The sequence below is a fragment of the Kitasatospora sp. NPDC093558 genome, assembly GCF_040683475.1.
GTDB lineage: Bacteria > Actinomycetota > Actinomycetes > Streptomycetales > Streptomycetaceae > Kitasatospora.
Genome location: NZ_JBFBDY010000040.1, coordinates 15,839 through 27,829 on the forward strand (window position 1 = coordinate 15,839; position 11,991 = coordinate 27,829).

The following is an 11,991-nucleotide window of genomic DNA, read 5'->3' on the forward strand; positions in this document are numbered from 1 at the left end:
GCCATCACCTCGGCCACGACGGCCGGGCCGCGCCGCCCGCCGAGGGCGTCGGGCCGCAGGGCGGCCTCGGCCACCGACTCGACCTCCCGCACCATCGCGGCCAACGCGGGCAGGTCGGAGGCCAGGAGGTCGCGCTCAAGCCAATCGGTGGACGGCTTCGTGAGGAACACCTCGCCCGTGACGCCGTCCAGCAGCACCGCGTTCCCGGAGCGCGCGAAGGGGGCGCAGTACTCCGTCTCACCCAGCACGAACAGGCGCGCGCTCTCCGGGGCATCCGCCGAAACCAGTGGCCCCTCCGAAACCAGCGGCCCCGCCGCAGCGAACGGCTCCTCCGAATCCAACGGCCCCTCCGAAACCATCGATCCCGCCGCAGCGAACGGCCCCTCCGAAGCCAGCGCCCCCTCCGCCACCGCCTCCAGCGGCCCGTCGCCGAGCAGCCCGAAGTCCAGGAACGCCCCCGCTCGCGGCAGGCCCTCCCGCTCGAGGAACTCCCGGCTCCCCGCGTGCACCACCCCGGCCGGCAGCTCCCCGGCCATGACCAGCCCGTACCCCACGAGCCCACCACCCTCCCCGTACGACCCCTGACCACCCCGACCCTAACGGCCGCCACCGACACCCCCGCACCGGGCCCGCGCTACGCCCGTGATCGGTCGTCCACGTTCCACCGCGCGGGCAGGTCGCCGTCGCAGAACACGCACACGAAGTGCCCTTCGCGGACGAGGTTGAGGCCCTGGCAGGCCGGGCAGCGCCGGAGCACCACCTCGTGCGTGAAGCCTCCGGAGTGGCGCACGCCGATCCGCTCCAACGCGGCGGCGAGGGCGGGCCACGAGACGACGTCCGGACAGTACCCGGTGGACTGGTTGCTGACCTCGTCGGCCGACCAGCCGGCGGATCCGCCGTCGTCGGCCCGTCCGAAGCGGACCTCCCCGGCGCTCAGCACCAACTCGCCGCCCGCGCACGCCACATGCTCGCTGCGGCGCGGGGCGAGGCGCAGGAAGCCGGAGAGGTCGACGACGAAGGTGAACGGTTCGGCGAGCTCGGCCGCCGTCCGTTCGCCCACCCAGGCGGCGAACTGCTCCGCCGTTCGGAGCAGTTGGCCGCCCGTGGCGCCGCCGCTCCACAACTCGGGTGGCCCCACGTACCGGTAGGCTCGCCCCGGTCCGGCCATGACTTCCGCCGGAACGCCGTTCTCCTCCAGCAGCAGGTTCAGGACGGTCATCTCGACCGCCGTCCCGACCAGGCCGAACTCGCGGAACTCGTCCAGCAGTTCACGTGCCCGGCCGAGCGAGACGTCCGCGCCCCCCTCGCGGAACGGCGGGAAGGTCCGGAACACCCGCAGCGCCGCCACTGCAGTGATCGCACCCCCGGCCGGTCGCAACCGGGACGGCCCGTGCGCGGTCAGCAGAGCCTCCCGGACGGCCTCCGGCGCGGGCTCCGGGCCGGCGTGCTCGCAGCAGGTCGTGCGACAGTGCGGGCAGTTCACCTCGGAGTCCCACCACAGCGCCCACCCAGGCCCGCGCTCCCGCCCCGACCCCCACCGCCGCTCGTGGGCGAACTGCCGCAGCCACCGCACCGCCGTGCCCCCGCACCCGTCGCAGCGAACGCCCTGCTCAACGCCCTGCTCAACGGTCTGCGCCACTCCCTGCCCAACGCCCTGCATCGTCATGCCGGGAAGCCTAGGCAGTCGGCTCCGTCTGGTTGCATGTGCGGCATGAACGCCATAGTCACGAGCATCATCGCGGTGCTCGGCACCCTCATGGGCTCGACGGTGACGCACGTCTTCCAGCGGCGCGCCGCACTCCGCGCGGAGCGCAACGCAGGCCTGGAGCGCGGGCGCCAGGAGCGGCTGGAGGTCTTCGGTGCGTACGCCGGCACGCTCGTGCAGTTCCGGCAGGCCGCGCTGCACCACTGGTTCTGCGTGCACGAGGGACGCGACGCTGAGGACGAGGTCGAGCTGCGCAGGCGGTCGTTCGAGACGCGTTCCGGCGCGCAACAGGCGCTGTTCCAGCTCCAGTTGATCACCGACGAGCCCGAGCTCCTGGCCGCCGCCGGGGAGGCCTTCGAGCGGATCGGCGGGATCGACCGGGCGGAGGACCGGCCGGACGTCACCGACCGTCGGGACGGGAGCCGCGAGGCGATCGACGCGTTCGTCGCGATGGCGCGCGGGTACGTGTAGTGGGCGTCCGGCGGGCACCGGCCAAGCCCCCGAATCCTGTTGCAGGCCGCCTCCGGCCCGATCAGGGTGAGGGGGAAGCGACGTCGCGAGGATGCCGGGCCGGTCGGGCTCGCCCGGATCCAGGAACTGGGCGGGCGGCTGTTCCCGGACGCCGGGTACCGGCACGTGGGGGAGCCGGCGTGGAACCGGTGCCTGGCCCTGGACAGCCCGGTCGAGTGCCCGACGGCGGCGTGGGACGACGGGACCGGCGGCGGCAGCATCGACCTTGCGGACTTCCTCGCCGCCGCGGGACTCGGGCTCGCCGTGGATGCCGAAGTCAGCTGAGTCCGGCGGCGTCGCGCGCGGCGCGCTCCACGCGGGCGTGGTGGGCGGCCCGCCAAGTGTCGTCGCCCGGGGCCGTGTTGGCGCCGTCGGGGCGCTGGCCGGTGGCGCCGTCGACGAGTTCGCGGACGAGGTCGGCGTGGCCGGCGTGCCGGTGGGTCTCGGCAATCATGTGGACCAGGATCCGGTGGAGCGTCTGCTTCGGCCGTGTGCCGAAGGGCAGTTGACCGATCGCGTCGAGAGGCAGCGCCGCGATCGTCTCGTCCGCGTGCGCGCAGACCCGCCGGTAGCGCCCGACGACGTCCTTCGTGCTCTCGTCGGCCCGGGCCCAGAGGTCGGCGTTCGGCTCGGCGGCGCCGATGATCCAGAGCGGGGCGGGCTCGGGGAAGGGACGGTCGAAGGTGTCGCCGAAGTACAGCGCCTCGGCGCCGGTGAGGTGTTTGACGAGGCCGAGCAGATTGGTACCGCTCGGGGTGAGCGGACGCCGGAGGTCGTACTCGGAGAGGCCGTCGAGCTTCCAGAGCAGGACGTCACGGGCGTCCTGGAGGTATATCCGGAGATCGGCCTTGGGATCGGTGGCAGTCACGGAATCGGTGGCAGTCATGGGATCAGTCTCCGGACCGCGCCGAGACTGTCCATCGTTTTTCACAGGGCGAGAGCCTTTCGTGCAGAACCTCCGTGCAGACTCCGCCTTCCCAGCGCTCCACTCGAATGGCGAGCTCCGCGGCGTCGGGAACAGCGTGGTTCACGGTCAGTTCGACCACGGCATCCCGATTCGCGCCCCGCTCCTTGCGCCATCTGCTGTAGGGGTAGTCGTCGACGTCGACGAAGACATCGCGTCCGCGCATGGGCGAGTACGGAGGTGGCTTCAACATGCTGCCGGTGTTGTACGGGGCCAGCTGTGCGGCATCACCATGTCGCCCCAGGAGTTGTGCCGTGTCGAGGCACAGGACGACCTGGGGGTGATCTCGGTACTGCCTGGCGTTGACCAAGCTGCACAGGCGTTCACGGGTGAGCCAGAAGAAGACCCGACCGTTGAGCAGATCCAAGAATTCCTGCGGGGTCGTTCCGGGAGTGAGGCACTGGTCCAGGAACTTCAGGGGCAGTTGGTCGCGTATCACGGAAGGCCCAAGGGCCGGATCGTCGAGGACGATCTTGGTGCGACGTACCCGATGGAGGATCTCCGCGCGGAGAGCCGGCGGGGGATCGTAGAGATCGACGAGGGCCCTGGTGCTCAGCAGCCCGCGTGCCTGGATCGACGGCCACGTGCCGTCCGCTGCCATGTGGAAGAGGGTCGGGTGCTCTCTGATCAACTGGGCGCGATCCATTGCGCGATGGTAGCGAGGGGAGCGAGGGGTTCGATACCGCGTCGACGCACTGGCCGCTTCTCGGTCCGTCGGCCGGGCGCCGAGGTGTTCGTCCGGCGGCCTGCCGGCGTGGCCTAACCTCGCCGCATGGGTGTTGACATCACGGTCCTGGTCGTCGACTGGGACCACCTCATGGGCATCGCGCCGCACGACCGGGCGGACGCGCTCCTGGACGCGGCGTACCCGGACGGCGACGACCGTGTCGTCCACGCCGGCTGGGTGTGGTTCGAGCCGGGGCCGTCGTCGTGGCTGGGCCGGTTCGAGTTCGGTGGCACCGGCGGGTCGTACAAGCCGCACTTCTATGCCGCGGACGGCTGGGACCACGCCCGGCGCGCGGTGGGGCGCGAGCCGCGGGCGCTGCTGGACGACTTCCTCGGGGCGTTGATCTGGTGGGGGCCCGAGGTCGACACCGACACCGAGCAGGTGGAGGCCGGCGTTTTCCCGCCCGACGACCGGATCCGGCAGTCCGGGCCGCTGATCGCCTGGGGGCCGGGCGAAACGGCGCGCCTGAGCCGCCGCTGGCAGGAGATCACCCCCGTCCTGCCGAAGCTGCGCGAACCGTACGACCGCCTCGCCGCCTCCCCCGGCGGCAGGATCGAGGACTTCGACGCCTTCGCCGGGCTGCTGTCCGGTTGGGGAGAAGTGCTCGGAGAGGCCGAACGACGCACCTGGGGAATCGTCGGGCTCCCCGTCTGACACCCACTGGCTCCCACCGGACCCGCCCGCTGCCGCGATACGCCGATGATCACCGGAAGTCGCGGCTTCGGGTGCCGGGGGCGAGGGTGAGGGGGGCGAGGCGGGTGGCGACGAGGTTGATGGCGCCGTCGCGGCGTTCGGCGGTGCCGTGGACGAGGAGGCCGGCGTTGCCGAGGGCGATGCGGCGTTGGCGTTCCCACACGTGGGGCTGGATCACGATGTTGACGAGGCCGGTCTCGTCCTCCAGGGAGATGAACAGGACGCCGCCGGCGGTGGGCGGGCGCTGGCGGTGGGTGACCAGGCCGCCGACCGAGATGAGTGCGCCGGGGGTGGCGGTGTCCTTGAAGTCGGCGGCGGTGAGGGCGCCGCAGCGTTCGAGGTGGGGGCGGGCGTGCTGGACGGGGTGCGTGGCGGAGGTGCCGGTGGCCCACAGGTCGGCGATGGTCTCCTCGACGGCGGTCATCTCCGGCAGGGCGGGCGCCGTGAGGGCGGTGGCGGTGCCGGGGAGCATGCCGTCGGTGGTGTGGGCGAGCAGTCCGGCGGACCACAGGGCCTGGCGGCGGGTCAGCCCGAGGCCGGCGAACGCGCCGGCGGTGGCGAGGGCTTCGAGGACGGGTACGGGCAGGGCGGTGCGGCGGGCGAAGTCCTCCAGGTCGGTGTACGGCTGCCCGGCGGCGATCGACTCCGCCTGGTCGGCGCTGAGGCCGCGCACGTCGGCGAGGCCGAGGCGGATCGCAGGCCGGTCAGACGGCGGTCGGTCGGACGCAGGCCGGTCAGACGGCGGTCGGTCGGACGGCGGTCGGTCGGACGGCGACCCGCCCGCGGCGGCCGGTTCGAGGGTGGGCCCGGCGGAGCTCGTGTTGATGTCGGCGGGCAGCACGGTGACGCCGTGGCGGCGGGCGTCCTGGATGAGGGTGAGGGGCGAGTAGAAGCCCATCGGCTGGTTGGCCAGCAGCGCGCAGGTGAAGGCCTCCGGGTAGTGGTGTTTCAGCCACGCGCTCGCGTAGACGAGCAGGGCGAAGCTGGTGGCGTGGGACTCGGGGAAGCCGTAGCTGGAGAAGGCCTCGATCTTGGTGTAGACGTCGGCGGCCGTGGCGGGCGGGATGCCGCGTTCGGCCATTCCCGAGAGCAGCCGTTCGCGCAGTTCGGCGACGCGTTCGTGCGAGCGCTTGGAGCCCATCGCCTGGCGCAGCCGGTCGGCCTCGGCGGGGGTGAAACCGGCGCAGTCGATGGCCAGTTGCATCATCTGTTCCTGGAACAGGGGGACGCCGAGGGTCTTGGCGAGGGCGCGTTCCATCAGCGGGTGCGCGATGGTGGCGGGCTCCCGGCCGTTGCGGCGGCGGATGTAGGGGTGGACGGAGCCGCCCTGGATCGGGCCGGGGCGGATCAGGGCGACCTGCACCACGAGGTCGTAGAACTTCCTGGGGCGCAGGCGGGGCAGGGTCGATGCCTGGGCCCTCGATTCGACCTGGAAGGTGCCGATGCTGTCCGCGCGGCAGAGCATGTCGTAGACGGCCGGGTCGTCGGGCGGGATGGAGGCGAGGTCGTAGCGGACGCCGTGGTGCCGTTCGACCAGGTCGCAGGTGTCGTGCAGGGCGGAGAGCATGCCCAGCCCGAGAAGGTCGATCTTGACCAGGCCCGCTTCGGCGCAGCTGTCCTTGTCCCACTGGAGGACGCTGCGGCCGGGCATGGTGGCCCACTCGGTCGGGCAGGTCTCGGCGATGGGGCGGCGGGTGAGGACCATGCCGCCGGAGTGGATGCCGAGGTGGCGGGGCAGGCCGCGCAGTTGGCCGGCGAGTTCCCGTACGTCGGTGGGCACGGTGGCGTCGGGCGGCGGCATCTCGTGCCAGCCGGTCTCCTGGCTGAAGCGGTCCAGGTCGCCGGTGGCGTAGCCGAGGGCGCGGGCGGCGTCCCGTACGGCCAGGCGGGGCTGGTAGGTGATGACGTTGGCGACCTGGGCGGCGTGGTCGCGGCCGTAGGTGTCGTAGCAGTACTGGATGACCTCTTCGCGGCGGCGGTGCTCGATGTCGAGGTCGATGTCCGGGGGGCCGTCCCGTTCCACCGACAGGAAGCGTTCGAAGAGCAGGCCGTAGTGGACCGGGTCGACCGAGGTGATCCCGAGGGCGTAGCAGACGGCCGAGTTGGCGGCCGAGCCCCGGCCCTGGCACCAGATGCCGTGGCGCCGGGCGAAGTCGACGATGTCGTGGACGATCAGGAAGTACCCGGCCATGTCGAGTTGGTCGATGACGTCGAGCTCGTAGGCGATCTGCCGGTGGGCCTTCTCGTTGCCGGGGGAGAAGCGGGTGCGGGCCGCCCGCTGGGTGAGTTCGCGCAGGTAGGTGGCCTCGGTGTGGCCGGCGGGGACGGGGAAGCCGGGCATCTCGGGGGCCAGGGCGCGGAAGTCGAACGCGCAGGCGCGGGCCAGGTCGACGGTGGCCTGCTGGACGCCGGGCCAGGGTGCGAGGCGGGTGGCCATCTCGGCGGGGGAGCGCAGGTGTGCGGTGCCGGCCGCCACGAGGTACGGCTCGGCGTCGGCGAGGGTGCGGCGCTGTCGGAGCGCGGCCAGGGCCTGGGCCAGGCGCAGTTGAGCGGGGGAGGCGTGGTGTGCGGCGGTAGTGGCGACGATCGGGAGGGCGATGCGGGCGGCGAGGGCGGCGAGGGCGTCGTTGCGGTCGTCGTCGCCGGGGAGGTGATGGTCCGTCAGTTCGACGAACACGTTGTCCCGGCCGAACCGGTCGACGAGGATGAGGAGTTCGCGTTCGGCGCCGGCTTCGCCCTCGGTCTCCAGGGCGGAGCGCACCGCTCCTTTGCGGCAGCCGGTCAGGATCGCCCAGTGGTCGCCGTGGGCGTCGGCGAGGCGGTCGCGGTCGTAGTGGGGGCGGCGTTTGCCCTCGCCTGCGAGGTGGGCGTCGCCGATGGTCTTGGCCAGGCGGCGGTAGCCCTCCGGGCTGCGGGCCAGGACGAGCAGGTGCTCGCCGTCCTGGTCCGCGGTGCCGGTGGGGGCGGTGGTGGCGTTCAGGGTCAGCTCGGCGCCGAACACGGTGGCGAGGCCGACGCGGCGGGCTTCGGCGGCGAGCACCGCCGCGGCGTAGAGGCCGTCGTGGTCGGTGATCGCGAGTGCTTCGGTGCCGAGGCGGGCGGCTTCGGCGACCAGGTCGGCGGGGTCGCTCGCGCCGTCCAGGAAGCTGAAGGAGCTGTGGACGTGGAGTTCCGCCCAGCCGGTCCCGTCCGGGCGCGCGGCAGTGGGCGGCCTCGGGGACGCATCGGGTGCCGGGTGGGGTGCCGGGTCGGGGAAGGGGACCACGGTGCGGTCGCCGGCCGGGGGGTTGCCGGTCATGACCCGGTGCAGGTCGCGCCACGAAGTGGTGGGGTGGCTGGTGAAGCCCATGGTCGTCGTCCTGGGACTGCGGTGGAAGCGGGGGTTCAGGCGCCGCCGGGGGGCAGGCGCGTGCGGTGGAAGCGGGGGGTTCAGGCGCCGCCGGGGGGGCAGGCGACGCGCGGTGGAAGCGGGGAGTTCAGGTGTCGTAGTTGCCTTCGAGGTGCCAGCGGCCGCCGGTGACCGACAGCAGTAAGGCCCGCCCGTCCGCGACGGTGACCTGCATCCGGGCGGTGCGGCGGGCTGCCTCCGGGTCCCACCAGCGCTCCTGCTCGGGCCATGGTCCGGCCCAGGCGGTGACCGCGACGGTTCCCTCGGGCAGGACGAGGCGGGCCGGGCGGCCCCGGGCCTCCGCGCGGGCGGTGACCTCCACCTCCCGGCCGTCCGCGTCCAGCAGCCGTACGGGCTGCGGCTCGGCCGGCACGTGGGTCGGGGAGGGTGCGGGCAACTGCCCGGGCCAGGGGCCGTCCTCGCGCCGCTCCTGGTGCGCGTCGCCCCACGGGGTCCGCACCACCCGGTCCCCTGGGGCGCGTCCGCCGGCCAGCTCGACGACGACCGGGGCGGCGTGTCCGAGGATCGCCTGCACCCTGGCCACCGCTCGCTCCACGCGGGCGGTGGCCTCCTGGTCCCCGTCGGCCAGGGACAGCTGACGGCCCGGGTCGCGGACCAGTCCGTCCGGGAGCAGCCGGAGGGCGACCACGCCGCCCGCCGTCTCGTCGAACAGGTGGCGGTGCTGCCACGCCTGCAGTTGCCAGCGCACCCGCTCGGCCACCGCCCCGGTCGACAGCGCGCCCTCGTGGCGCCAGGCCCTCGACGCGGTGGTGCCGTCGGCGCACTCCACCTCCACGTCGACCCGCTCGCACGCCAACCCCGCTGCGGCGAGTGCCGTGTGCAGCCGTTCGGCCAGGCCGCGGGCGGCGAACACCAGCGGTTCCATGACCGTGTACGGCTGTTCGAACCGCTCCTCCACGCCCAGGTCCACCCCGGGCGGGCGGGCGACGACCGGCCGGGCCACCCGGCCGCGGGCCAGCCGGTGCGCCCCCACGCCCGCCGTGCCGAAGCGGTCGGCGACCGAGGCGGCCGGGAGCGCGGCGAGCCGGCCGAGGGTCGGCAGTCCCAGCCGGTTCAGCAGGTCGGCCAGCTTGACGTCCGCGAGCTCGGTCACCGGGAACGGGGCCAGGAACCGGGCGCTCTCCCCGGCGGGCACGATCCGGCCGCTCCGGGCGGCCAGTTGCGCGGCGACGAGGCCGTCCGCGATGCCGACCCGGCATTCGTGGCCGACGGCCTCCACCGCGTCGACGACCTTCTCCGCCAGGGCGTGTTCACCGCCGTGGAAGCGGGCCGCGCCGGCCGCCGGGACGGCGAGGACGCCGGGGCGCAGCACCTCCAGGCGGGCGGCGAGCGCGCCGACCGCGTCGGCCACCGGTTCGAACAGGTTCACCTCGTCGTCGACCCGGCGCTCGTGCACGGCGAGGCCCGGCACCAGCGCCTGGGCCGAGCGGACCTTCTGCCCGCGCCGCACGCCGGCCGCCCGGGCCGCGCCCGATCCGGCGACGACCCGGCCGCGCTCGACCACGGCGAGCAGCCGCCCGGACTCCGGTTCGCCACCGAGGACGGCGGTCACCGGCCAGTCCGGCACCCAGGCGACCAGCGCCCGCGGCGCGGGCCCGGCGTTCTCCCGGTCCGTGGTCATCACACCACCGCCAGAGGAGGACGGACGGCCGCCGGCCGGTGGGCGGCCGGAGCCCCGTTCGAACGGTGCACGTCCGCGACGGGAACAGGGACGGAAGCGACGGAGACGGGAACAGGGACGGAAGCGACGGAGACGGGAACGGGGACCGGAACGGGGACGGGAGCGAGCGCCTCGGCCGCGCGGACCACGCCCTGCGCGTCCGGCAGCCACAGCCCCACCCGGCGCTCGCGGGCGGCCGCGCCCCGCCCGCCCGCCGTCACCGTCATGTGCCGGGCCCGCAGCCGCCCCCGGCCTTGCCCGAGGCCCACCCAGGTGCGGGCCCGCACCGCCAGCCGCACCCGTGCACCGGGCCACGCCCCGGCCACCACGAGCGCGCAGCCGTGACGCCGGGCCACGGTGGTCAGCCGCTCCGCGACCTGCCCCGACACCGGGCCCCCGGGGCGCAGCAGCAGCACGCCGACCCCGTCGGCCAGGGCCGATGCCACCTCCGGCCACCGCGCCCCGGCCGCCTCGACCACGACGAGGTGCGACAGGTCCACACCGAGCTCGGCCGCCCCCAGCAGCCCGAGCCCCTCGAACCCGAGCGCCGCGCACCACACGCCGGAGGACGATGCCGCGGCCGCGAAGGCGAGGAGCAGGGCGGTGCCGCCGCCGCTCACCGACACCACCGCGCCCGGCCGCAGCCCGCGCTCCGGCAGGAGGCCCTCCAGGGCAGGCAGCACCGGCACCAGGGGTCCCGTGCGGGACAGCTGGAGCTGGGGTGCCAGCGCCGCGAGTGAGGCCTTCATGCCATCCATAGTCGAACAGGAGTGCGAAAATGGGAAGCCGAAAGCAAATCGGTCACTCGTTCGAATGGGTCGCATTACTGCAGGTCACGGCGGTGCGCATGCGCTAGAGTCGGCGGCGCTGCGGCGTGGCTGCGGCGACGCTTCAGCGGGCTGAGCCGAGGCTGCGGCTGCACTGCGGCCGGGCCACCCCGACCGCCTGCGACGGTTCGGCACCCGGAAGCGACGGCGGCGGGCTGCGCGCGATGACCGTCCGGCTCAAGCCAGGCATCGGCGCCCGGGCCGGAGGGCGCGCGCTGACGGATCGTCAGCTCGCCAGCGCCGCACGCCCCTTGCCCGGGGCCCCGGCGAAGATCTGGGCGATGGGGAGCCACTCGGTGGCGGTCGGGCCGGTGGCGGTCAGGGCGAGGTCGTCGCGGTGGCGGCGCTGGGTGACCAGGAGGCAGAAGTCCAGTGCCGGGCCGCGCACCACGTCGGTGGCCCCGGCGGGCCCGAGGATCCACGCCGTGCCGTCGGGGGCGGTCAGTTCGAGGCGGACCGGGTTCTGCGGGGCGGGTCGGCCGTGCAGGGTGAAGGCGAAGCCGAGTGTGCGCAGCCCCAGGTGGGCGATGTGCCGCAGGCGCGCGGAGGGCTCGCGGGTGACCCCGAGCGCGTCGGCGACGTCCTGGCCGTGCGCCCAGGTCTCCATCAGCCGGGCGGTGGCCATCGAGGCGGGCTTCATCGGTGGGCCGAACCACGGCAGTTTGACGTCGGCCGGGGTGGCGGCCAGTGCGGCGTGGACCTCGTCGCGTCCGGCGCGCCAGCGGGCGAGCAGGGCGGCCGGTTCCCCGGCGGCGCCCGCGACCGCTCCCTCGTCGACCGGGTCCCGGCCGGCCGCGAGGAGGTCGCCGAAGGCGGCGCCGACGTCCGCGGTGAACGACTCGGCGTCGCGGGCGGCGCGGACGGTCCAGTCGTCGGTCCAGGCGAGGTGGGCGATCTGGTGCGCGATCGTCCAGCCCTCGGCGGGGGTGGGGCGGGCCCACCCGGCCGCCGGGAGGCCGGCCACCAGCACGTCCAGGACGGCGCTCTCGGCGCTCAGGTCGGCCAGCAGGCCGCGCAGCACGTCCTGCGGGGCGTTCGGGTTCGTCATCGGTTCCCCTTCTTCCGGTTCTTCCCGGTCCTTCCGGTTCTCCGGTCCTTCCGGCTCTTCCAGCTCTTCCGGTTCTCCGGCCCCGGAGCGTTGCTCACCGGGCAGCATTACTCGCCGGTAATCCCGCGCCGCACCCTATGCCGCGCCGGGCCGCCGCGCCCGCGACTCCACGGAACACGTGTGCCGGGACTCTCGCCAGCGGCCATGACGCGTGTGACAATCTCGCGATGCACGCGATGCGACGGGCGGTCGCGCGATGACAAGGGCCGCGGACACCCCCACCCCCGGGCCCCCGGACGACCCCGGACTCGGTGCGCGCGCCGCCGAGTTGGTCCGGGACGCGGTGCTCGGCGACCTCGCCCGCCGGGTGGTGGCGGAGTGCGGGGCCGACGTCGGCCTGGTCGGCGTGCCGGAGCCGCTGCCGGTGGCGCTGCCGGTGGCGCTGCCC

General features: G+C 74.2%; 11 protein-coding genes and 1 pseudogene. 4 read left to right on the top strand and 8 right to left on the bottom strand.

All coding sequences use genetic code 11. From position 1 onward, the window contains the following. Both AB0O00_RS07215 and AB0O00_RS07220 read right to left on the bottom strand, forming a co-directional pair. Window positions 1-554: pseudogene (locus AB0O00_RS07215) on the bottom strand (hypothetical protein); the annotation flags it as partial. Window positions 555-634: 80 nt separating this feature from the next. Beyond that, window positions 635-1,666, bottom strand: a complete 1,032-nt coding sequence (locus tag AB0O00_RS07220; protein WP_363649105.1) for a hypothetical protein — start codon at window positions 1,664-1,666, stop codon at window positions 635-637. 45 nt (window positions 1,667-1,711) lie between these two features. Here AB0O00_RS07220 and AB0O00_RS07225 point away from each other — a divergent pair, with 45 nt between their 5' ends. Next, entirely contained in the window at window positions 1,712-2,176 is a 465-nt protein-coding gene (locus AB0O00_RS07225; RefSeq protein ID WP_363649106.1) for a hypothetical protein, read from the top strand. 66 nt (window positions 2,177-2,242) lie between these two features. Next, window positions 2,243-2,500 carry a hypothetical protein gene (locus tag AB0O00_RS07230; RefSeq protein ID WP_363649107.1) on the top strand — a complete coding sequence of 86 codons (258 nt, stop codon included), beginning with the start codon at window positions 2,243-2,245 and terminating at the stop codon, window positions 2,498-2,500. On the opposite strand, the gene AB0O00_RS07235 is transcribed toward AB0O00_RS07230, so the two are convergent. After that, window positions 2,493-3,083 carry a DinB family protein gene (locus AB0O00_RS07235; protein ID WP_363649119.1) on the bottom strand — a complete coding sequence of 197 codons (591 nt, stop codon included), beginning with the start codon at window positions 3,081-3,083 and terminating at the stop codon, window positions 2,493-2,495. The genes AB0O00_RS07230 and AB0O00_RS07235 overlap by 8 nt on opposite strands. Before the next feature lie 22 nt (window positions 3,084-3,105). Then, window positions 3,106-3,825 (bottom strand): hypothetical protein, encoded by a 720-nt coding sequence (locus AB0O00_RS07240; protein WP_363649108.1) that lies wholly within the window; start codon window positions 3,823-3,825, stop codon window positions 3,106-3,108. Window positions 3,826-3,951: 126 nt separating this feature from the next. On the opposite strand from AB0O00_RS07240, the gene AB0O00_RS07245 reads away from it, so the two are divergent. Next, window positions 3,952-4,560, top strand: a complete 609-nt coding sequence (locus tag AB0O00_RS07245) for a hypothetical protein (RefSeq protein WP_363649109.1) — start codon at window positions 3,952-3,954, stop codon at window positions 4,558-4,560. 49 nt (window positions 4,561-4,609) lie between these two features. On the opposite strand, the gene AB0O00_RS07250 is transcribed toward AB0O00_RS07245, so the two are convergent. The 4 genes from AB0O00_RS07250 to AB0O00_RS07265 form a co-directional block, all read right to left on the bottom strand. Then, a complete protein-coding gene (locus AB0O00_RS07250; RefSeq protein ID WP_363649110.1) occupies window positions 4,610-7,948 on the bottom strand; it encodes an error-prone DNA polymerase in 3,339 nt (1,112 codons plus the stop codon). A gap of 127 nt (window positions 7,949-8,075) precedes the next feature. Then, complete coding sequence (locus tag AB0O00_RS07255) at window positions 8,076-9,629, bottom strand: DNA polymerase Y family protein (protein ID WP_363649111.1); 1,554 nt, start codon at window positions 9,627-9,629, stop codon at window positions 8,076-8,078. Beyond that, window positions 9,629-10,417, bottom strand: coding sequence for a hypothetical protein (locus tag AB0O00_RS07260; protein WP_363649112.1), 789 nt, complete (start codon window positions 10,415-10,417; stop codon window positions 9,629-9,631). Before AB0O00_RS07260 ends, AB0O00_RS07255 begins: the two co-directional genes overlap by 1 nt. A 304-nt stretch (window positions 10,418-10,721) precedes the next feature. Further along, entirely contained in the window at window positions 10,722-11,543 is an 822-nt protein-coding gene (locus AB0O00_RS07265; protein ID WP_363649113.1) for a TIGR03084 family metal-binding protein, read from the bottom strand. 256 nt (window positions 11,544-11,799) lie between these two features. Here AB0O00_RS07265 and AB0O00_RS07270 point away from each other — a divergent pair. Beyond that, on the top strand, window positions 11,800-11,991 hold a 192-nt coding region (locus AB0O00_RS07270; RefSeq protein WP_363649114.1), incomplete at its 3' end, for a hypothetical protein.